Source organism: Gemmatimonadaceae bacterium (genome assembly GCA_037721215.1).
Classification (GTDB): Bacteria; Gemmatimonadota; Gemmatimonadetes; order Gemmatimonadales; family Gemmatimonadaceae; genus UBA4720.
Window position 1 is genome coordinate 28240 of record JBBJNV010000027.1, and the last position, 20509, is coordinate 48748.

The following is a 20509-nucleotide window of genomic DNA, read 5'->3' on the forward strand; positions in this document are numbered from 1 at the left end:
TCAGTAACCAGATTTCATGCTGTCGTGATAACAACAGGCCCACAGCTGCGACGCCGCGGCGCCAGCGTACGTATTGCGGCGATCGACATCGGATCGAACTCCATTCGCCAGATCATCGCCGACGTTTCCGCGAGTGGCGCAATACGCGTCGTTGATGAAATGAAAGCCGCGCCCCGTCTTGGCGCCGGCATTCATGAAACCGGAAGGCTCAGCGAAGCGGCAATGGACGGGGCGCTGGCGGTACTGGCCCGCATGTCGACACTCGCCACCCAACTTGGCGCAAAGCGTATCAGGGTGGTGGCAACCAGTGCGGTGAGAGAAGCCGCGAATGGTGTCGAATGGCTTGACAGGGTGCGGGCGGAAACCGGATTGAGTCCAGTGGTGCTGGATGGCGAAGACGAAGCTCGCCTCGGCTTCAGAAGCGCGCTCGCACATTTCGACCTCGGCTCGGGACGCGCGGTAGTCATCGACATCGGCGGTGGGTCGCTGGAGCTGATTCTAAGTGCGGATGGCCTGGTCGAACACATGATTTCGCTGCCGTTTGGAGCCATCCGGATGACCGAGCGCTATTTCTCCGACGGCGTTACTCCACGCGCCATGAAAAAACTGCGGCGGATGCTGAAGCGGAATCTCAAGGAAGAACTTTCCGTCAAGGATTGGCGCGGCGCGCAGGTGATAGGGTCCGGCGGGACGTTTACCAACCTCGGCGGTATGGTGCTCGCGCGTCATGGCATGAACACCGCACGAACGGTTCACGGAACGGTAGTCACGAGAGTCGAGTTGGAGCACATCGTCGACTCGCTGCAAAGCCTGTCGCAGACAGAGCGCCAGCGGACGGCCGGACTCAACCCTGCGCGTGCCGACATAATTGTCGCCGGGCTTGCAGTAGTTGCCGAGGTTGTGGCGCGCCTCGAAGCGAGAGATCTGGTGGTCTCGAGCTATGGAATCCGGGAGGGGATACTGCTGGAGCTGGCGAAGGTCAAACCGAGGCCGGCCGACCATGGGCAGGCGCGCGAGCGTTCAGTACGGGAGCTGGCGGAACGTTCCCGGTTCGAAGAGCCTCATTCGCGCCACGTACAGAAACTTGCGCTTCGTCTGTTCGACTCCATCGGCACGCGCCTGGGGTGCTCACCGGATGAGCGTCAGATACTTTCGGACGCCGCACTGCTGCACGATATCGGATACCACATCAACTACGACAAGCATCACAAGCACTCTTACCATCTCATCTCGCACGCCGATCTTCTTGGCATGACCCCGGCCGAGCAGGTGCTTGTCGCCAATGTCGCGCGGTATCACCGGGGCGCGGATCCGCGAAGCTCCCACAAGAATTTCGGGCCGCTCAATGCTGAGGCGCGTGCGCGGGTCATTCGGCTCGCCGCCATTCTCCGGGTTGCGGATGGATTCGACCGTGGACATGCATCAGCGGTCGATCAGGTTCGCGTTAGATGGCTGGGCCGCGTGTTGCGGCTGACTGCGATACCGGCGCCTGGTGCGACAACCATACGGTTGGAGCTCTGGGGAGCCAGCAAGAAGTCAGGGATGTTGTCGGAGCTGGCTGGCGTACCGGTCGAAGTGATCGGTCCGGATGGAGAAAAGTTCTCCTACGACAACGACGGCAGTCGCGTCGACTAGCGGTCGGCCACGCGGCGCATGGAGCTGGCTCCATCGGCCTGGGAGTCAGTCGCTTCGGGCGCCTTCATTCCCCAGCTGTCGTTGAGCAAAACGGTATGCGTTGCCCGCTGCGGCTTGTCGTGCGGCACTCGCTGCACATAGGAGCCGTCCGCGTCGAGCTCCCACGCCTGACGGTTATCGCCGAGGCAGGTTTCGAGAAGTGAGCGAAGTTTCGGATGCAGGTTCGGGTCATCGACCGGCGCGACTGCCTCCACACGCCGGTCGAAATTTCGCGGCATCCAGTCTGCCGAGCCAAAGTATATCTGCGGGCTGCCGCCATTCCCAAAATAGAAGATTCGGGAATGCTCCAGGAATCTGCCGATGATGCTGATGACGCGAATGTGATCGCTCACACCGGGAACGCCGGGTCGCAGGCAGCAGATACCCCGCACGATCAAGTCAATCTCCACTCCTGCCTTCGAAGCCCTGTAAAGTGCTTCGATAGTGTCCGCATCAACGAGCGCGTTCATCTTCGCGATAATGCGCCCTTGTTCACCGGCCTCCGCAAATTTCGTTTCGCGGTCGATCAGCTCATGAAACCGACGGCGCATCCCGCCGGGCGCGACGAGCAGCTTGCGATACAGGTCCTGGCGGGAGAATCCAGTGAGCGCGTTGAAAAGGTCGCTCAGATCTGCTCCAATTGACGGGCTGCAGGTGAACAGGCCGATGTCGGTGTACACTCTCGCGGTTTTGGAGTTATAGTTTCCGCTTCCAATGTGCGCGTAACGCCGGATGCGCTCTCCTTCGCGGCGAACGACGAGCGTGGTTTTCGTATGGGTTTTCAGGCCCGCGAGTCCATAGGCCACATGGACGCCAAAGCTTTCCAGCGTCTTTGCGAAGCTGATGTTGTTCGCTTCGTCGAATCGCGCCTGCAGCTCGATCAGCACCACAACCTGTTTTCCGCGCTGCGCCGCCTCGGTGAGTGCGCGCACAATGGCCGTGTCGCCGGACGTTCGATACAGCGTCATCTTGATCGCAAGCACGTTCTCGTCGCGCGCGGCCGCGGTGATAAACTGTTCAACCGATGCAGAAAACGAGTCGAACGGGTGGTGGACCAGGATATCCCGTTCCCTGATAAGAGCAAACATCGACCGTGACGAATCCCGAAGCTCGCGGGGGACAACCGGAACCAGCGGCGGGTCGCGCAGCTCCGGGATATCGAGTGAGGCGATGGTCATGAAATCGCTCAACTCGAGCAACGGCCCGGTCTCAACCAGTTCGATATTCGGCAGTGCAGGCAGATCCTCGGCCTGATCATCACGAAGCTCGTCGAGCAGCAGTTCCTGCAGCTTGAGCGGTGTGCCACTTTCGATCTCTACACGCACCACTTCCGCGAAGCGGCGCCGGAAGACCTGCTCTTCGATGAGCTCCATAAGGTCTTCGGGCTCTTCCGACAGCTCCAGCTCGAGGTCAGAATAGCGCGTGATGCGAAAGGCATTGGACCCAAGTATGTCCATGCCGGGGAAAAGCGCCGACAGATTTGCCGCGATTACCCGTTCCAGCGCGATGAAATGATGCCCGGGTCCGATCTTGATCCAGCGCGGCAGGCTCCTCGGAACTTTCACTCTCGCAAATTCTTCGGCACCCGTAATCGGATTCCGAAGCTGCACGGCGAGCGACAGCGACAGATTCGAGATGTACGGGAAAGGGTGGCTCGGATCGACCGCTAGCGGGGTGAGCACCGGAAACACGTGAGACTCGAAATACTGATCGATGGTCTGCCATTCGGTGGTGCTCAGATCGTCCATGGTGATCAGTCGCACCCCGTGGCCGGCGAGCGCGGGCAGCAACTCGTCGTGAAGACAGCTGCGCTGGAGGGCGACGAGCTCCGAAACCCGCACATGGATGGCGTCGAGCTGATCCTGGGGGCTCATCGCATCCGGCGCCTGTGACTGCATCCTTTCAGCAATCTGGCGGCGCAGCCCTGCCACCCGCACCATGTAGAATTCGTCCAGATTAGTGCTGAATATCGAGAGGAATTTTACGCGCTCGAGCAGCGGATTCCGCTCGTCGAATGCCTCGTGAAGCACCCGTGCGTTGAACTCGAGCCAGCTCAGCTCGCGGTTGATGAAAAGCGACGGATCCGTTGTCATACGCTCAGCCAATTTAAGCGGGCACTGCCCTTCGGGCCACCAATCGGCGATCCTCGAAAACCTTGACGAGTACCACGCCGGCGACGAAACCTCCTACGTGAGCCCATACAGCGACGCCTCCCGACACTTCCGGCCGAACTGACGTAAGCTCCGGAAGACCAGTGATCACCTGCAACACAAACCACCACAGCAGCACCGCCCACGCCGGAATACGGAACACCTTGAAGAAGACGATAAAGATGAAGAGCATCTTGACGCGGATTTTTGGATAAAGCACCAGGTATGCCCCGAGGACTCCGGAGATCGCCCCGGATGCACCCACAGTCGGGACCGGCGACCCCGGCTGAACGAGGACATGGGCTAACGCGGCCACAACACCGCAAAGCAGGTAGAAAACGAGGAAACGGATCCGCCCCATGCTGTCCTCGATATTGTTTCCGAATACCCACAGAAAGAGCAGGTTGCCGAGCAGGTGGCCCCAGCCCCCGTGGAGAAACATCGATGTGATGGGGGTGACAACGTTTATCTGCTCCCGGTCGATAACACACGCCCAGCCGTTGCCCAGAGGGATGCCGGTGCCTACTGCCGCCTGTCGTGTCAGCTCTCCGGGCACCATGCCTAGATTGCAGACGCTTGTCGCGAGTGCTTCTTCGCTGCCGGGCAGGCCCGCGCCCTGAATCAGGAACCAGACGGCGATGATAGTCGCGATAATCGCGTACGTCATCACCGGTGTTCGGAGCGTCTCGTGCTCGTCGCCTATGGGGAACATGGCGCCCTGGCCAGTAGTCCAACGCGGTTGCCGACGGTCATATCGAACTGGCCGCGGGGAGTGGTAAGTGTGCCACTTTGGCAGCGATTAACGGCTCATCCTTTGCGCTAACAGTCTGCATCGTTCAAAGCATAACCATTAAAGAGGTTTAAATGGCAGATAAAGTTATTGGAATCGACCTGGGTACGACGAACTCCGTCGTTTCGGTGATGGAGGGCGGCGATCCGGTTGTCATCCCTAACGCCGAGGGTGGGCGGACAACTCCTTCCGTTGTCGGTTTTACCAAGGACGGCGAGCGGCTTGTTGGGCAGATCGCCAAGCGGCAGGCCGTTACAAATCCGCAGAATACTGTTTTCTCCATCAAGCGATTCATGGGCCGCAAGCTCGATGAAGTGAAGGAGGAGACGTCGCGGGTACCGTACAAGATCGTTTCTGGTGGCAACGACCTTGCCAACGTCGAAGTTCAGAGCAAACGCTACACGGCGCCTGAAGTTTCGGCGATGATCCTTCAGAAGATGAAGCAGACCGCTGAGGATTATCTGGGATACAAGGTTGAGAAGGCCGTTATCACCGTCCCTGCGTATTTCAATGATTCCCAGCGGCAGGCGACGAAGGATGCCGGCAAGATCGCCGGACTGGACGTGCTCAGGATCATCAACGAGCCGACAGCGGCGGCACTGGCGTACGGACTGGACAAGAAGAAGGACGAGAAGGTTGCGGTTTTCGATCTTGGCGGCGGCACTTACGACATCTCGGTGCTCGAGCTTTACGACGTCGAAGGTTCGCGACAGTTCGAGGTTAAGTCCACGAACGGGGATACGCACCTTGGCGGCGATGACTTCGACCAGCGGGTAATCGACTGGCTGGTCACCGAGTTCAAGCGTGACCAGGCGATCGATCTGTCCAAGGATCCGATGGCCCTCCAGCGCCTGAAGGAGGCTGGTGAGAAGGCGAAGATGGAGTTGAGCACTACACAGTCCACCGACATCAATCTGCCGTTTATTACGGCTGACCAGAGTGGTCCAAAACACCTGAACTATCAGTTGTCGCGTGCCAAGTTCGAGCAGCTTGTCGATGACCTTATCCAGCGCACGATTCCGCCGATGGAGCAGGCGTTGAAGGACGCCGGCCTCAAACCGGGCGAGATCGACGAGGTGATACTCGTCGGCGGCTCGACGCGGATTCCGAAGATTCAGGAAGTTGTCAAAAAGTTCTTCGGCAAGGAGCCCAACAAGGGTGTGAACCCCGATGAAGTGGTTGCAATCGGGGCAGCAATCCAGGGCGCGGTGCTTACGGGCGAGCAGAAAGACGTGCTGCTCCTCGACGTGTCACCACTTTCGCTGGGGATCGAGACGCTGGGTGGCGTAACTACGGTTTTGATTCCGCGCAACACCACTATTCCAACGAAGAAGAGCGAGACATTCTCGACTGCCGACGACAATCAGACCACCGTAGAGATTCACGTTCTGCAGGGCGAGCGGGAGCTTGCGACTTACAACAAGACAATCGGCAAGTTTCAGCTCACGGGCATTCCGCCTGCACCGCGGGGAATGCCCCAGGTCGAGGTGACTTTCGACATCGACGCCAATGGTATCCTGCATGTGACGGCGAAGGACAAGGCGACGGGCAAGGAGCAGAAAATCCGGATCGAGGCATCGAGCGGGTTGTCTGACGCCGAGATCGATCGCATGGTGAAGGACGCGGAAAAGAATGCCACGGAGGACAAGAAAGCCCGCGAATCGATCGACGCCCGTAACCGGCTGGACTCGATGACTTACGAAGTCGAGAAGAATGTAAAGGAATGGGGCGACAAGGTCAGCGAAGACATCAAGACGCGGATCGACGCTTCGATCGAGCGGGCCCGAAAGGCGTTGCGCGGCGACGACATGGACGAGATCAGGTTGGCGCAGGAAGAGCTGACCAAGGTGTTCAGCGAGGCGGGCCAGTCGTTCTATCAGCAGCAAGCTGGCGAGAGTCAGCCAGCGGCTGAAACAGCGGATGGAGCCGAATCCGGTGCTGGGAATGCAGCACCGGCTGACGATGTGGTAGAGGCGGATTACGAAATCGTCGACGATAAGAAATAAGCGTAGCAGCGACACCGGCTGAAACCTGCGAGGGCCGGCCGGTGTCTTAGATTTCGTGGATCAAACTTCTTTAAAGGTGCGTGGTTCAATGTCTTCTCTTTCTTCAAAGGCACGGTTGGGCCTGGCCGTCGCTGTTGCGTTCATCGGCGGCCTGGTTATCGCGTCGGGCGGACTTGACTGGTCACGGTTGGGGTTGGCTCAGAGCCGTCCCTCGACGTCGACGACGGCGCCGCTTGTCGAGGCGAGCAATGCGTTTGTGTCCATTGCCGATCATGTCACGCCGGCCGTGGTTTCCATTCAAGTCGAGAGCAGGCCTTCCGCCGCTGGGACGCAGCGACGCAGACAGCTGCCACAGGGGATGCAGATTCCTCCGGGAATGGAGGAGTTGTTCGACCAGTTCGGGGGGCAGGTGCCGCAGGTCGAGACCGGGTCGGGCTCGGGTTTCATCGTCTCGAAGGACGGCTACATCCTCACCAACAATCACGTGGTGACGATGAGTGACCGGACCACGATTGCCGACCGCGTGACGGTGCAGATGCTGGACAACCGGACATACAAGGCGCGGGTTGTCGGCAACGATCCGACGACCGACGTCGCTGTGATAAAAATCGAGGGCGGCGGCTTCCCGACTCTTCCTCTGGGCAATGACGTGAATAGCCGCGTTGGCGAATGGGTACTCGCCATCGGGAATCCCCTCGGTTTCGATTTTACTGTCACGGCTGGAATTATCAGCGCGAAGGGCAGGAGTCTCGGGGGCCTTCTCAACCGGCGCGGATCGACCAACAATTATTCCATCACCGATCTGATTCAGACCGATGCCGCAATCAACCCGGGTAATTCCGGCGGCCCGCTGATCAATCAGCGAGGCGAGGCGATCGGAATCACCAGCGCCATCGCCAGCCAGACCGGCGTCAACGCCGGGTACGGTTTTGCAATTCCGATTACGCTCGCCCGAAAGGTGATGGACGACATCATCAAGCACGGCAGGGTGCGTGTGGGGGTGCTCGGCATTCAGATTCGCGAGGTCACTCCTGAAGACGCTGCCGTTGCCGGGATGAAGGAGATCCACGGTGCGAAGGTTGACGGATTCAATCCGCCGGGGACGAGTGGCGCGGAGCGGGCTGGGCTGCAGGCGGGTGACATTATTACCACTGCTGATGGTCAGCGCGTCGACCGCGTGAACACGCTGCAGCGGATTACGCGCAATCACGCTCCCGGCGAGAGTGTGAAGCTCGAAGTAATGCGCTACGGCCAGAAAAAGTCGTTCGACGTGAAGCTGACCGAGCTCGTCGAGGCTCCGCGGGTTGCTGCGGCGGCACGCGCGGCGCCGACGGCGGCCCTCGTGCCGACGAGCTCAACCAACGCTGCGCTCGGGGTAACTCTCCAGCCAGTTCCTGCAGACATTGCGACGGCTGCGAATCTGGCAGCGAACCGGCGCGGAGTACTGGTGACTGAAGTTATTCCGCTCGGCCCGTCGTACGGGAAACTCAGCACACAGGACGTGATTTTCGAGGTGCTTTACCCTGCCCCGCGGCGGCCAGTCAGAACTCCTGCCGAGCTTCAGCAGATTCTTGGGCGGCTGCGTTCGGGTGATTACATCAGCCTGAATGTTCGCAATATCGCAGCGGGTGGGAACGAGCGTGTTGTCAACATCAGGATCGGCGAGTAAGGGGCGACGAGCGAGTGTAGGAGATAGACGGGGGAAGGGTCAGATGATTTCGCCCGTCTAGTTACTTGTTGCTGACGCCGACGCATTCGAACGCGTCGGCGTTCTGTTTGTTGCAGAAGCGCGGGCTATCTTGACTGCGATGCGGGAGTGGCGGAACTGGTAGACGCGCTGGACTTAGGATCCAGTGGAGCAATCCGTGGGGGTTCGAGTCCCCCCTTTCGCATGATGATTTCGGAGGCCATTTGCTTGATCCAGATTGACAGCTGAGCCCCGTCGAGGGGATTTCCTCAGGACTTCGCTTTCTTCGAAGATTTCGGCTTGCCGGAACTGTTTACCGTGACCGCGTGGCGAACGAGCGCTTTGAAGGCGGACTCGTCAATCACTTCCCCTTCGTGGATGTCGATCGCGCGGCGTGTGTTTCCGTCGAGACTTGAGTTGAAGAGAGCGGCCGGATCCTGCAGAGACGCGCCCTTCGCGAAGGTGAGCTTCACGACCTTTTTGTAGGATTCGCCGGTGCAGATGATCCCGTCGTGCGACCACACCGGAGTGCCCATCCACTTCCACTCCTCGACGACATCCGGGTCTGCCTCCTTGATAAGCTTGCGCATTCTGCTAAGGGTTTCCCCACGCCAGTCGCCAAGGTCGGCAATCTTTTCCGAGATATGCTCCGATGCTGACTGGGCCTGGTTGTCGCCTGGCTTTTTCATGTTCTCATCGTGGAAGTTTCAGTGGGTCGCCCGCTGCGCCACTTGGTGGCATACGGCAGCACGAACAAGTTCAGACCGCTGAACAGGAGCAGGCGAGCGGGAGCAGCGGCGAGTAGGTCAGCCAGAGGGAGGACTTCCCCCTTGCCATGGCGACGAGGTTGGCGATGACGGTCACCGTGAAGGCAATAGACAGCCAGCGGCTGGGTCTGCCGAAAACCATTTGCTTCTGTTCAACAGGATAGACCGGCTCCGGGGATCCTCGAGCAGCGCGACAAGCTTCGCGCCCATCATGTTCCAGCCGTAGCGCCCACCGCCGAACTCCTTGTTCTGGTCCGCCTCGAAACCCGACTGCACGAAGGTGAGGTGTGTGCCCTATGCGGTGGGCGTGAACGTGAAGGTTACGACGGTGTCGAGGCCAATCACGTCTGAGCTTCCTGTGAGTTACGATTTCGTCGACCCGGCAGTTCACGATGCCGTCCCACCCTGGGTACGGCTGCGTCTTGAACATGAACGCGGCCCGCGGTTCAAGCTTGAGCTCGACCATGGGAAGGAGCCACCAGGTGAGCCGTACGGGTCCGTGAGCGCGCGCCACACCTTCTCAGGCAAATGATGCAGGTGGAATTCGAGCGGAATGGTTTCGGTGGCAATCTGGCAGCCAGGAAATTGACATTGCCTGGTTTTGGTGCCCCTTGTATATCACGTAGCAAACTTGCCGACACTAACTGAACCTGGGCTTGCCGATGCGCTTGAGCCAGATTCGTTGCCACTCGCTTCATCGCGCTCACTACGAAAGTCTGACCTGACCTTTGCACCGTTGTCGACAATAGCGTCACCAGCCGAACGGTCACGCTGGCCCGCTGCCGGCATTGACCGCTCTGGAAGCAGACCTTTCGCTTTCACATTTTCATCGGTCGGCAATCCGCAATCCTCGTTTCAACGCAAACTAATACGCCATTAACGCACTGACACGCCAGGCGTAACGCGCCAGACTGCCAAGCCGCAAACCTTCGTGCGTTCTGCATCGAGCAGCGATTAGGTTTGCCTGCAGCCGCCACGCCGCCAGTAAGGTGCGAATCAAACGCAGATCGGGCAACATTGGCCTCCTCCCGGAAGATGCTCTTCACATCACCTCGCTTGCTGCTCCTCCCTGCCCTCTTTGTGGTGGCTGCCCGCGCAGATGCGCAGATGCCGCGGGTGATGCGAATCGCTGTCGCTCCGGCAGAAACCCTTCACGTCTCCATATCAGGACGCGGAGATCCAGTCGTCATAGTCCCGGGAATCTGGTCGCTGACTTATGCATTTCGCAAAGTCATTCCGCCTCTTGCCGACAGTGGCATGCAGGTAATCGTGATAGAGCCGCTTGGAGTGGCATCCTCAGGCCGTCCGCAGAAAGCTGACTACTCTATCACCGCCCAGTCGCGGCGGATTGGCGCCGCGCTCGATTCGCTAGGTGTCCGCGAAGCATTGTTCATCGGACAGGCACTTTCCACCTCTATGCTTCTCCGGCTGGCGATCGGGACACCAGATCGTGTGCGCGGAATCGTTTCACTCGAAGGGGGCGCGGCAGAGACTTCTGCTTCACCGGGTCTCAAGATGGGGTTCGCCGTCGCAGCGGTTCTTTTCAGGATCATTCCAAGCCGTGGAATCATGCGTCGCCGGCTGCGTAGAGATCTGGAGAATGTATCCGGTGACCGGTCATGGATAACGAGCGAGGTCGTTGACAATTATCTCGCGCCGTGGACGCGGAAGATTTCAGCTACACTCAACACGTATCGTTCAATTGCAGGCTCGAAAGAGCCGCGACCGATGCGTCCTTCGCTTGGGAAAGTGCAGGCGCCGCTTCAACTGCTTGTCGGAACGGCTCCGCATTTCGGCGCGACCGAACCTGCGGAGATCGAACCGTTCATGACAATGGGAAGCAAATTCAGCATTACCCGCATTCCCGGCGCGGGACACCTCATTCACGAGGAGCGGCCCGATGAAGTAATTGCCGCCGTCATGGGGTTTCGCCGAAGGCTCGCCCCGGCGCGCTGAAGGGCAGGCGTTTAGCGAAACCCCGCCCTTGCTTCCTTCACCGCTGGGTGGGGCATCGGCGGCGTGCCAGTTCGCGACCAGCTTGCCGTATGCGATTCGCGCATCTGCTTCCCGTCCCGATGCGCGATAAGCCCGTGCAAGTCCGAGAAATGACGCCGACCGGTTTGGCATGAACCCGAGCGCCTTCTGAAACGCAGCAATCGCTTCTGGCCACCGACGCGCCTCGATCAGCGCGTTGCCGAGCATTTCGTCAGCCGGCACGAGGGTCGGCGGACCGACGTGACTGATCCGCGCATGCGCCGCTCAGCACTCCGCAGCAGTTCGATGTGGCGAGGCCTGTCTCCCTGAGCTCGGGCAACCAGTGCAGCAACGTGCGCGCGCGCAACCACGCGACGAGGCCAGTCTCCGGTGTAAGCACAGTCTGCGATCGACTTCGCCTGACCGTGTCCCCAAGAGTCGCCGCAGTGAATGCAACAGCATACTTATCCGCGAAGGCAAAGCTTCTCGCACGTGGCGATTCGCCTGCAGCCCCGCAACGGCGGTGTCTGGGGCTGTGGGCCCGAACACTGTCCAGTCGCTCGTCGTCGCCGCATAGCTGAACTTGAACTCTGTCAGTGCGTCGCGTCCATCTATCGGGTCCGACCTCATCCAGTCCATTCAATCGAGATACTTGCGGACGCTGTCAACGAGTGCTCTGGCCTCGCGAAAGCGCCCCTGCTGCAGGTACCCATACTGAAGCCACCCTAACACGTGAAGGTTTAGCTCACTTTCGGGACCGCGGCTGGCCTTCACACCGGCTACCGACGCGGCCCATGCGCGCTCGTTGGATGCAATCGCATCGCCCCATGCGCCGATCTGCACGAATATGAGCGACGGCATGTGCAGAGCGTGTTCCGCGTCGGGTGCGATCTTCGCGTAAGCGCGCGCCGCGGCCAGCCCGCGCGCGGCAAACCGAGGGTGGTCAGTGGCATGAATGAGGTAGTGCGCGCCGCCAGGATGATCGAGGCAGGCTACGAATACACTTAAGCCAGGTGGATCGCTTCGAGGCGCCGCGCCGCGAGTTATCCCGGGATGCCACACTCCGGAGCGCTGCCGCCGAAGATGGGAAGCCCGCGCCCGCGCTGCAATCGAGGCAAGCCCGACCCGGCGCGGGCTCGGGCAGCGGTGCATATTTCGGCATGTCTATCCGAAACGCCAGTCGTCACACCTGTGTGACCGTCACCAGCCGCTCTGTCCTCGCCGCCGCTCTATGGGTCGCCGCGGCATGCGCCCGCGACGTCCCGCTTCCGACTTCCCTGATTGTCACCGATAACGGTGCCGGCGCGACGGCAACCAACGCTGTGGTCGGCGTTTCAACCGTCTCATCGCTGAGGGCTGCAATCAGAAACGCACAACCGTTTCAGCAGATACAGATTGCGCCGGGTGTGTACGACCTTGGCGACGAGGGACTTCGGATTGCCAGCAAGAACGATCTCGAAATATTCGGGGCGGGGCGCGGGAAGACGATAATCCGCCTCGGGCCGAACATTCTGACAGGTTTCAATACCCCGGGCAACGTCAAGCGCATCAGCATCGCTCACATGACGATTCAGGGCACGCTACCGTCTAACGTTCCGACAGCCGCGATCGCAACCGATGATGACCGTCTGTCATTGACCAGCGCAAAATATTATGACCTCGAGATCAAGGACGTCGCCGTGGGCATCAGCCTGGTCAGTCCACGCGGTGGTCAGTGCTCCGACATCGCGATCACTGGCAACAGTCTCGACAACATTCAGGACTTCGTACTGCCGGGCGGATTCACGCGAGGCTCTGGCTACGGAATCCACAACGAAAACTGCTGGCGGGTGCGGATAGCGGACAACGTTATCCGCAATGCCGACCGGCATGCAATCTATCAGGCGCTCCAGACAGGATACGGGGGAGTGGGCGTCATCATCGAGAACAATCTGATTCTCGATCACGCATCCACTCCAGCTATCGACCGCTGGTATCTCACGGCGCTGGATGTGTGGCGATCACAGGGTGTAGTGGTCGCCAACAATTTGATCGTCGGTCCGGCGCATGCGGGGTTGGGCCTCGGCGGATATGAGACCGAGGACAGCGGACCGCGCGGTCCATTGCGGGACGTCTATTTCATTGGCAACACGGTACTCGGCGCCGGACAGGCAGACGTTCATTTCGGGCTTGCATGGTCATGGCTTTTCTGGGGGAACCGGTTCGGGAATCGCGATGCCGGCGGAATGACGGGCAATCCGCGGCTAACGGCTGAATCTGGACGTCCCCTCGGCGCGCTTGAAGACCCCAAAGGATTCCCGCGCACTCAGAGAGTCGTTTCAGCTCCTCCCTTCGGTTCCACTTATGTGATGCAGGATGGAAAGCTGCATGCGCTCTGGAATGGGTATCAACGGTTCGCTTTCGCTGACCCCGGCGAATGGCCGCGCACTACAATGCCCGGCACATGGACGGACTTCAACGACATGACCGCGGGAAACGGTCGTCTGTATGTCATTGCAAACGACAGGCTGACTGAAGTCACCCCCGGATCATGGGCAAAGAGAGTCGCACCTTTTCCGCTCAATTCGGTAAAGGGGATGGCAGTGGCCGGCTCATTTCTCTACGTGCTTGCCGGTGACAGGATACACCGCATCGACCCGACCAGCTGGTCAGACACTATCGTCGGGGCGCGGGTGGAAGGACGGATCAACGGAATGGCGGTTTACGGGGGAGTCGCATTCATCATGGCGGATAACGTGATCCGCGCAGTCGACCTCGGTAGCCTCTGATGATGTCTCCCACCATCCTGCCTGACAGCGCCATACCGGCAATTCGTTCCTGGCGGACCGTGGCGAGAAGAATACTTCTGGTGCCGGTAGTTCTTGCCAGTTGCAGCGAGTCAGCGACCGCCCCCACGTTCGGGCGCCCGGCGCGGATGCTGGCGCTGGATGGAGCGAATCAGACAGGCGTGGCCGGGCGGGACTCTCCTGTCGTGCCATCCGTCCTGGTGCTGGATGACGAGAACAGGCCGGTGCCGGGAGTGATGGTGACGTTCACGACCGGATCGGGCGGCACAATTCAAACTCCGACTTCGACGACAGATTCCAGGGGTAGGGCAACCGCCGGGGCGTGGACGCTCGGCAACTCATTCGGTATGAGACTTCTCACCGCCACAGCGGCCGGTCTCGCTCCGGTTTCGTTCATAATCTCGGCGATAGCCCCTGATACCGGCGTTGGCGCCTTTGCTGTTTCCGACATGCGAGGTGATACGCTGGCCCCGACACCCGTGGGTCTGGCACGGGCGCATGACGTGATCGACGCTCGCGGGGAATTTCGTCGCGACACACTCGTTCTCACGCTGACTTTCGCCGGGCCGGTAGGACCTGCATCCGTCGGAGGCCCGGCCGCGGTTGCCGGCGTGATCGAGATCGACATCGACAGCAACGCAGCCACCGGCGGACGTGCTTCGAGCAACTCGTTCGGGGCCTCAGCAAACGTAGGTGTGGATTATCTGATCAGCCTGTTCAATGCAACGGCCACCACAGTCACTATCGAAGCATTTCCCGGAGGCGTTCCGGTCGCCGTGCCCGCTGCGTTCTCCGCCAACAACCTGGTGATCAGAGTTCCATTCAACCTGATCGGAAATGATGACGGCAGCTTCGCGGTTGTGGGGCTGGTCGGCACGACTGACCGGCCGACCGATTATTTCCCGAACACGGGTGCGATCGCCGCGCGTCCTTCAGGCGGCGGCTAACAGACCGGGACCGTGCTCCTGACTTTGCAGCGCGATACCCTTGGCTATTTCGATCGATACGCCAACGTCTCGAACGGTCTTATTCGCGACAGCTCGAGCGACAGCGCCTCGGCCTCGATCGCAGGGTCGGGAATGTCGCTCGCATGCCTGGTAATCGCAGCTGAGCGCGGTTATGTGGAACGCTCGACTGCAGCCGGGAGGACGTTGGCGTCACTCCGCTTCCTCTGGGAGGCACCGCAGACGGGCACGCGGAACGCGACTGGATTTCGCGGCTTCTTCTTCCACTTCCTCGACTTCGAGTCGGGCCAGCGTGCGGGCAACTCCGAATTGTCCACGGTTGACTCCGGTATCGCGATAATCGGAGCGCTGGTTGCCAGGCAGTATTTCGACCGCGCAACCCCCGCGGAAGCCGAGATTCGCGAGTTGGCCGACGCACTTTACCGGCGGGCTGACTGGAGTTGGGCGTCCGACAAGTCCGGTGCGCTGTCACATGGCTGGCGGCCCGGACGTGGTTTCATTCCCTATGCGTGGCGCGGATACAACGAGTCGCTTTTCCTCTACATACTGGGCCTGGGTTCACCCACTCATTCGCTCGACGAGCGCGCATACGGCGAGTGGACATCGACTTATCGATGGAAGCGGGTCTATGGTCACGAATACCTCTATGGGGGGCCACTGTTCGTTCATCAGTTGAGCCACGCATGGATTGATTTCCGTGGAATTCGGGACGCGTTCATGCGCGATAAGCAAAGTGACTATTTCGAGAACAGCCAGCATGCTGTCGCCGTGCAGCGGGAGTACGCACGCCGCAATCCAGGCGGTTTCGCCGGCTACGGGGAGCATTCGTGGGGGGTAACGGCCAGCGATGGGCCGGGCCCGTCGCGACACACGATCAACGATCGAGAGCACGATTTCCACGGTTACCGGGCGCGGGGTGTGCCTTACGGCGCTGATGATGGAACTCTGTCCCCCTGGAGTGTCGCAGCATCGCTGCCATTCGCGCCCGGTGACGTTGAGGAAGCCCTCGCCCGCCTGGCAGTGGAGAATCGGGGGATCGTGGGACAATACGGCTACCGTTGCAGTTTCAACGCGTCCTATCCCCATAAGGGTGGCGATGGGCATGCGTGGACGTCGGGTGTGTGCTATGCGATCGATCAGGGTCCGGTGGCAATGATGATCGAGAATCATTTTACGGGACTCATCTGGCGTCTATTATATGGGTGCCCATATATCCAGGAGGGCCTGCGCCGCGCTGGCTTTACCGGAGGCTGGCTGGATTCAGCAACTCACAGCGGGACGGAAGAGAACACCAGTACCGGTAGTACGTCCGCGAATTGCTAGGTGACGGTAGCGGCCTCGGCGACGAGGGGCGCCATGCACTCGGCTCGATCGTTGGCCGGGCTGTTTACAAGCTTTGCCACCTCATGGGATACCAGATCATCCTGGTCGTACGGCACGAGAAGAGCCTGAAGTGCCGACGGAGGAGTCGACGCGTCCAGCCACGATTCCGCGCCGTCGAGGGTGAGAATCGCGGGCATCCGGTGGTGCCAGGGCTGAGTTCGGGCACCGGCGGGCGTTGTAATGACCGCGCATGTCAACAGCGGCGCATCGCCATCGTTCCAGAACTCCCAGAGACCGGCCATGGCGAACGCACGATTGCCGGCGAGATAAAAATACATCGGCACTTTCGACTTCCCCCGGACACTCCATTCATAGTAGCCATCGGCGAGGATCGGGCAACGCCGCCGCTGCATCGCATCGCGAAATGCCGGCTTCTCAGTGACTGATTCGGCCCTGGCGTTGAACATACGATGTCCGGCAGAGCGATCTTTCGACCAGGAAGGCACCAGGCCCCACCGCATGAGTTTCGAAACGGGTTTCCTGTCGCGCCCAACGGCGATTGTCCACTGCTCCTGAGTGGGCGCAATGTTAAACCGGGGCGTGAAGCCCGGCAGCACCGGCGGCAGCCTGAACCGATCGAGAACATTCGTCGGGACGTCGTGAAGAGATGACCTGCCGCACATGACGTAAAACTAAGGCCGGTTGCCATGGCCCGGAACGCGCAGCATGATTCTGCACCTACGACTATCGAGACAGACCATGGCAAAATGCGACGTATGCGGCAACAGCTACGACAAATCGTTCACGGTGACGATGGGAGGGGAGACTCATACATTCGACGCTTTCGAGTGCGCGATCCATCTGCTGGCGCCCAAATGCGCCCACTGCGGGTGCCGGATCATCGGCCACGGCGTTGAAGCGAGCGGAACGTTCTACTGCTGCGCGTCGTGCGCGGAAAACTCGGGTGTGAAGGGTCTCGAAGACAGGGTTTGACGATGGCTGGAAGACCGGTGTGAGGCAGGGGAAGTGTTGGCGCCCCCTGTTATATTAGAAGCATGAACATCGATATCACGCCGAAGGAAAGCTCAGGGGTAGATCGTCACATTCAGGTCTCCGTACCCCTCGAAACAGTGCGGGATGCCGAAGACAGGGCCGCTCGCCGGTACGCCTCGACCGTTCGTTTGCCGGGCTTTCGACCTGGCAAGGCCCCGGCGACGATGGTGCGAAAGAAATTCGCCGAGGCGATACGTCAGGAGGCGCTCGAGGCGATCGTTCGTGATGCGTACAAGGAAGTGGTTGAAAAAGAGGATCTCAAGATCGCGTCGCAGCCGCACGTGCATGACCTCAAGTTCGAAGAGGGCAAGCCTCTTACGTTCGAGCTCCATTTCGAGCTGCGCCCGACCCTTGACCTCTCCCGCGTGTCCGGCTTTCGAGTGACCCGGCGCAATATTTCAATCACGGATGATCTCGTTCGGGAGCAGATCGAGACCGTGCGCGACCAGCGCGCTGCGTGGGCACCCGTCGACGGCAAACCGCTTCCCGGTGACATGGTCAACGTCGCGATATCGACCGGCGGCGATACCGAGGCTGCGCCCGAATCCTACCCGCTTGTACTCGGCACCGGACAGGCGATTGCGGGAATCGAGGAGTTGGTGATGGAAGCAATGCCGGGGGAGACCGTCGAACGGCCGGTGCGATGGCCCGAGGACTTTCCCGACGAAGCCCAGCGCAGCCAGACCAAGACGGTCCGAATCACGCTTCACGACGTCAAGCGCAAGTCGGCCCCCGATCTGAACGACGACTTCGCCCGGGAAGTCGGAGATTTTGACTCGCTCGATGCATTCAGGACAGCGGTGCGGACGGACATGACTGAGCATGCGACACGTGAAGCTGAGGCCGAAGTCCGGCAGAAGCTGGTCGACGAGATCGTTGGCGCCAACCCCTTTGACGTGCCCAAAAGCTGGGTGCAGCAGTTTGCCTCCAATTACGCAGAGGCATATCAGATTCCGGAGACGGAGCGCGAAAAATTTGCGACGGAGTTCCGGTCGGTCGCCGAACGTCAGATTCGCCGCGACCTCGTCATCGAGACTATCGCCGAGCGGGAAGGATTGGCGGCGAGCGAGAAAGACATTGACGATCGGATCACCGAGCAGGCCGGCAAGCGCGGAGTCAATCCCGGCCAGCTGTATGCCCAGCTCGAGAAGAGCGGCCGATTGAAGGAAATGGAACGCAGCCTTACTGAAGACAAGGTTTTTGCGTGGCTGCTCGACAAGAACGAAGTACACACCGAAAGCTGAGGTTCCCGCAATGCCGACACTGTATACGCCTTATGTAATCGAGCGCTCCAGTCGCGGCGAGAGGACGTATGACGTCTTTTCCCGTCTGTTGATGGACCGCATCATTTTTCTTGGCACTCCAATCAACGACGATGTTGCGAATGTCGTCATTGCGCAGCTTCTGTTCCTGCAGGCGGATAATCCCGAGCGGGACATCCACGTCTACATCAACTCGCCGGGCGGAAGCGTGTCTGCGGGAATGGCGATCTACGACACCATGCAGTTCCTGAAGCCGCCTGTAAACACCACCTGCATGGGTCTGGCGGCGAGCATGGGATCTTTTCTGCTTGCTGCTGGCACGCCGGGCAAGCGGTCTGCCCTGCCCCACGCCCGCGTCATGATTCATCAGCCCAGTGGCGGCGCGCAGGGAACGGCCGCAGACATCGAGATCCAGGCCCGCGAAATTCTTTATCTCCGTGCCAAGATGAACGAGCTCATGGCCAAGCACACCGGCCGGAACATCGAGCAGATTGAGCGAGACATGGATCGCGACCGGTTCATGTCGGCAGAAGAGGCCAAGGAGTACGGTATAATCGATAATGTGATTACGAACCAGAACCAGAACCAGATCATCGAGGCGGTAAAGGGATAGGGCAGTGACGTATTCGCGCTTGACCATATCCGAAACCGCTGTTAGTTGTTCAGCAGCCTACGTTTGACGTCCCTGGCACCCATCCCCCATGTCGCAGGATAAACACCTCCGCTGTTCGTTTTGCGGAAAATCGAAAGATTCGGTCCGGAAATTCATCTCTGGCCCGTCAGTGTACATCTGCAATGAGTGCATTGCGCTGTGTAACGAGATTCTGGCGGAGGACGAGGAGCGGGAGGTATCCGAGGCGATCACGCAGGTTCCCTCGCCGCAGGAGATCAAGGACGTGCTCGACGAGTACGTCATTGGCCAGGAGCACGCGAAAAAGGCGTTAGCGGTATCGGTTTACAATCACTACAAGCGTATCAACTCCGCGTCCCTCAAGGACGACGACGTTGAGCTGGACAAATCCAATATCCTGCTGATCGGCCCAACGGGCGTTGGCAAGACGTTGCTGGCGCGGACGCTGGCGCGGATTCTCGATGTACCGTTCACGATTGCGGATGCCACGACACTCACCGAGGCTGGCTATGTCGGAGAGGATGTCGAGAACATCCTCGTACGTCTGCTTCAGGCGGGTGACTTCAACATTGCGGAGTGCGAGCGCGGAATCGTCTACATCGATGAGATCGACAAGATCGCACGCAAGTCGGAAAACCCGAGCATCACCCGCGATGTGTCTGGCGAGGGTGTGCAGCAGGCGCTCCTCAAGATCATCGAAGGAACCATTGCTTCGGTCCCGCCGCAGGGGGGACGCAAGCATCCGCAGCAGGAGTACATCCAGCTCAACACAAAGGATATTCTCTTCATCTGCGGCGGTGCTTTCGACGGTCTCGAAAAAATCATCGAAGCTCGTGTTGGACGGCGCCAGATCGGCTTCAACAACCTCGCCGGGCGCAAGGATGCCGATCCAACCCAGATGTTTGCAGAAGTGGAGCCGGACGACCTCCTTCGATACGGCATGATTCCCGAGCTCGTCGGGCGGCTCCCCGTTACCGTCGCACTCGAAGCGCTCGATGAGAAATCGCTCGTACGAATTCTCAAAGAGCCGAAGAACGCGCTCACCAAGCAATACACCAAGCTGTTCGGACTCGAAGAAGTGAAGATCACCTTCGACGAAGGCGCGTTGACGGCAATCGCAACGAAGGCACTCAAACGTGGCACCGGCGCCCGTGGGCTGCGCGCCATTCTGGAAGAAACGCTCATGGAGGTGATGTTCGACCTTCCGAGCCGCGAGGACGTCGTTGAAGTCAAGGTCACCGAGTCCTGTATCACGAACGGCACTCAGCCGCTGCTCGAGATATCGCCGATTCGCCGGAAGAAGGAAGCCTGATCGGTTTCCCGACGCCATCTACCCTCCTCTATCTGCCACCAGCATCCCGTTAGCCGCTTCCCGTACACGGCTCCGCGCCGGTGTGCGCCAGAAGGGCTCGCAAGTGGCGGCTGACAGGCTACCCACATA

Annotated in this window: 18 protein-coding genes and 1 tRNA gene; 13 read left to right on the forward strand and 6 right to left on the reverse strand. The window is 59.9% G+C overall.

Going from position 1 to position 20509, the window contains the following annotated elements; translation table 11 throughout:
- The first annotated feature begins 24 nt into the window (after positions 1 to 24).
- Positions 25 to 1635: a Ppx/GppA phosphatase family protein gene (locus tag WKF55_14180; GenBank protein ID MEJ7760729.1), complete on the forward strand. Its 1611-nt coding sequence runs from the start codon at positions 25 to 27 to the stop codon at positions 1633 to 1635.
- Here the strand turns inward: WKF55_14180 and ppk1 are convergent.
- Both ppk1 and WKF55_14190 read right to left on the reverse strand, forming a co-directional pair.
- Positions 1632 to 3767 carry a polyphosphate kinase 1 gene (gene ppk1, locus WKF55_14185; protein ID MEJ7760730.1) on the reverse strand — a complete coding sequence of 712 codons (2136 nt, stop codon included), beginning with the start codon at positions 3765 to 3767 and terminating at the stop codon, positions 1632 to 1634. The two genes, WKF55_14180 and ppk1, sit on opposite strands and share 4 nt — an antisense overlap.
- A 13-nt stretch (positions 3768 to 3780) precedes the next feature.
- Positions 3781 to 4536: a rhomboid family intramembrane serine protease gene (locus WKF55_14190; protein MEJ7760731.1), complete on the reverse strand. Its 756-nt coding sequence runs from the start codon at positions 4534 to 4536 to the stop codon at positions 3781 to 3783.
- Between the two features lie 152 nt (positions 4537 to 4688).
- On the opposite strand from WKF55_14190, the gene dnaK reads away from it, so the two are divergent.
- The 3 genes from dnaK (at position 4689) to WKF55_14205 (ending at position 8512) form a co-directional block, all read left to right on the forward strand.
- On the forward strand, positions 4689 to 6620 hold the full coding sequence (gene dnaK / locus WKF55_14195; protein MEJ7760732.1) for a molecular chaperone DnaK: 1932 nt from the start codon (positions 4689 to 4691) through the stop codon (positions 6618 to 6620).
- A gap of 88 nt (positions 6621 to 6708) precedes the next feature.
- On the forward strand, positions 6709 to 8289 hold the full coding sequence (locus tag WKF55_14200) for a trypsin-like peptidase domain-containing protein (protein MEJ7760733.1): 1581 nt from the start codon (positions 6709 to 6711) through the stop codon (positions 8287 to 8289).
- 141 nt (positions 8290 to 8430) lie between these two features.
- Positions 8431 to 8512, forward strand: a tRNA-Leu gene (locus WKF55_14205).
- A 64-nt stretch (positions 8513 to 8576) separates the two neighbouring features.
- On the opposite strand, the gene WKF55_14210 is transcribed toward WKF55_14205, so the two are convergent.
- Both WKF55_14210 and WKF55_14215 read right to left on the reverse strand, forming a co-directional pair.
- Positions 8577 to 8996: a DUF1801 domain-containing protein gene (locus WKF55_14210; protein ID MEJ7760734.1), complete on the reverse strand. Its 420-nt coding sequence runs from the start codon at positions 8994 to 8996 to the stop codon at positions 8577 to 8579.
- A gap of 70 nt (positions 8997 to 9066) precedes the next feature.
- Positions 9067 to 9216, reverse strand: a complete 150-nt coding sequence (locus WKF55_14215) for a hypothetical protein (protein MEJ7760735.1) — start codon at positions 9214 to 9216, stop codon at positions 9067 to 9069.
- Between the two features lie 147 nt (positions 9217 to 9363).
- Between WKF55_14215 and WKF55_14220 the strand changes: the two genes are divergently transcribed.
- Positions 9364 to 9606 carry a hypothetical protein gene (locus WKF55_14220; GenBank protein ID MEJ7760736.1) on the forward strand — a complete coding sequence of 81 codons (243 nt, stop codon included), beginning with the start codon at positions 9364 to 9366 and terminating at the stop codon, positions 9604 to 9606.
- Between the two features lie 503 nt (positions 9607 to 10109).
- Complete coding sequence (locus WKF55_14225) at positions 10110 to 11030, forward strand: alpha/beta hydrolase (protein ID MEJ7760737.1); 921 nt, start codon at positions 10110 to 10112, stop codon at positions 11028 to 11030.
- Positions 11031 to 11687: 657 nt separating this feature from the next.
- Here the strand turns inward: WKF55_14225 and WKF55_14230 are convergent.
- The gene (locus WKF55_14230) at positions 11688 to 12200 is read right to left on the reverse strand and encodes a hypothetical protein (protein MEJ7760738.1); all 513 of its coding nucleotides are present in this window, start codon (positions 12198 to 12200) and stop codon (positions 11688 to 11690) included.
- Between the two features lie 8 nt (positions 12201 to 12208).
- Between WKF55_14230 and WKF55_14235 the strand changes: the two genes are divergently transcribed.
- From WKF55_14235 to WKF55_14245, 3 genes are read left to right on the forward strand one after another with little or no spacing between them, the layout of a single operon-like run.
- The gene (locus tag WKF55_14235) at positions 12209 to 13816 is read left to right on the forward strand and encodes a hypothetical protein (protein MEJ7760739.1); all 1608 of its coding nucleotides are present in this window, start codon (positions 12209 to 12211) and stop codon (positions 13814 to 13816) included.
- Positions 13816 to 14781, forward strand: a complete 966-nt coding sequence (locus tag WKF55_14240; GenBank protein MEJ7760740.1) for an Ig-like domain-containing protein — start codon at positions 13816 to 13818, stop codon at positions 14779 to 14781. Before WKF55_14235 ends, WKF55_14240 begins: the two co-directional genes overlap by 1 nt.
- Before the next feature lie 12 nt (positions 14782 to 14793).
- The gene (locus WKF55_14245; protein MEJ7760741.1) at positions 14794 to 16122 is read left to right on the forward strand and encodes a glucoamylase family protein; all 1329 of its coding nucleotides are present in this window, start codon (positions 14794 to 14796) and stop codon (positions 16120 to 16122) included.
- Here the strand turns inward: WKF55_14245 and WKF55_14250 are convergent.
- Entirely contained in the window at positions 16119 to 16805 is a 687-nt protein-coding gene (locus WKF55_14250; GenBank protein MEJ7760742.1) for an SOS response-associated peptidase, read from the reverse strand. The two genes, WKF55_14245 and WKF55_14250, sit on opposite strands and share 4 nt — an antisense overlap.
- A gap of 76 nt (positions 16806 to 16881) precedes the next feature.
- Between WKF55_14250 and WKF55_14255 the strand changes: the two genes are divergently transcribed.
- The 4 genes from WKF55_14255 to clpX all read left to right on the forward strand — a co-directional run bounded on the left by WKF55_14255 (position 16882) and on the right by clpX (position 20380).
- Positions 16882 to 17115 carry a hypothetical protein gene (locus WKF55_14255; GenBank protein ID MEJ7760743.1) on the forward strand — a complete coding sequence of 78 codons (234 nt, stop codon included), beginning with the start codon at positions 16882 to 16884 and terminating at the stop codon, positions 17113 to 17115.
- Positions 17116 to 17177: 62 nt separating this feature from the next.
- A complete protein-coding gene (tig, locus tag WKF55_14260; GenBank protein ID MEJ7760744.1) occupies positions 17178 to 18419 on the forward strand; it encodes a trigger factor in 1242 nt (413 codons plus the stop codon).
- Positions 18420 to 18429: 10 nt separating this feature from the next.
- Positions 18430 to 19050: an ATP-dependent Clp endopeptidase proteolytic subunit ClpP gene (gene clpP, locus WKF55_14265; protein MEJ7760745.1), complete on the forward strand. Its 621-nt coding sequence runs from the start codon at positions 18430 to 18432 to the stop codon at positions 19048 to 19050.
- A gap of 88 nt (positions 19051 to 19138) precedes the next feature.
- A complete protein-coding gene (clpX, locus tag WKF55_14270) occupies positions 19139 to 20380 on the forward strand; it encodes an ATP-dependent Clp protease ATP-binding subunit ClpX (GenBank protein MEJ7760746.1) in 1242 nt (413 codons plus the stop codon).
- Positions 20381 to 20509: the final 129 nt, after the last annotated feature.

Coding starts and splice junctions, on each gene's coding strand:
- WKF55_14255 (MEJ7760743.1), top strand. CDS start 16,882: ATGGCAAAATGCGACGTATGCGGCAACAGCTACGACAAATCGTTCACG.
- WKF55_14250 (MEJ7760742.1), bottom strand. CDS start 16,805: ATGTGCGGCAGGTCATCTCTTCACGACGTCCCGACGAATGTTCTCGAT.
- WKF55_14225 (MEJ7760737.1), top strand. CDS start 10,110: ATGCTCTTCACATCACCTCGCTTGCTGCTCCTCCCTGCCCTCTTTGTG.
- WKF55_14215 (MEJ7760735.1), bottom strand. CDS start 9,216: ATGGTTTTCGGCAGACCCAGCCGCTGGCTGTCTATTGCCTTCACGGTG.
- dnaK (MEJ7760732.1), top strand. CDS start 4,689: ATGGCAGATAAAGTTATTGGAATCGACCTGGGTACGACGAACTCCGTC.
- WKF55_14210 (MEJ7760734.1), bottom strand. CDS start 8,996: ATGAAAAAGCCAGGCGACAACCAGGCCCAGTCAGCATCGGAGCATATC.
- WKF55_14190 (MEJ7760731.1), bottom strand. CDS start 4,536: ATGTTCCCCATAGGCGACGAGCACGAGACGCTCCGAACACCGGTGATG.
- ppk1 (MEJ7760730.1), bottom strand. CDS start 3,767: ATGACAACGGATCCGTCGCTTTTCATCAACCGCGAGCTGAGCTGGCTC.
- clpP (MEJ7760745.1), top strand. CDS start 18,430: ATGCCGACACTGTATACGCCTTATGTAATCGAGCGCTCCAGTCGCGGC.
- WKF55_14240 (MEJ7760740.1), top strand. CDS start 13,816: ATGATGTCTCCCACCATCCTGCCTGACAGCGCCATACCGGCAATTCGT.
- clpX (MEJ7760746.1), top strand. CDS start 19,139: ATGTCGCAGGATAAACACCTCCGCTGTTCGTTTTGCGGAAAATCGAAA.
- WKF55_14200 (MEJ7760733.1), top strand. CDS start 6,709: ATGTCTTCTCTTTCTTCAAAGGCACGGTTGGGCCTGGCCGTCGCTGTT.
- WKF55_14235 (MEJ7760739.1), top strand. CDS start 12,209: ATGTCTATCCGAAACGCCAGTCGTCACACCTGTGTGACCGTCACCAGC.
- WKF55_14230 (MEJ7760738.1), bottom strand. CDS start 12,200: ATGCACCGCTGCCCGAGCCCGCGCCGGGTCGGGCTTGCCTCGATTGCA.
- tig (MEJ7760744.1), top strand. CDS start 17,178: ATGAACATCGATATCACGCCGAAGGAAAGCTCAGGGGTAGATCGTCAC.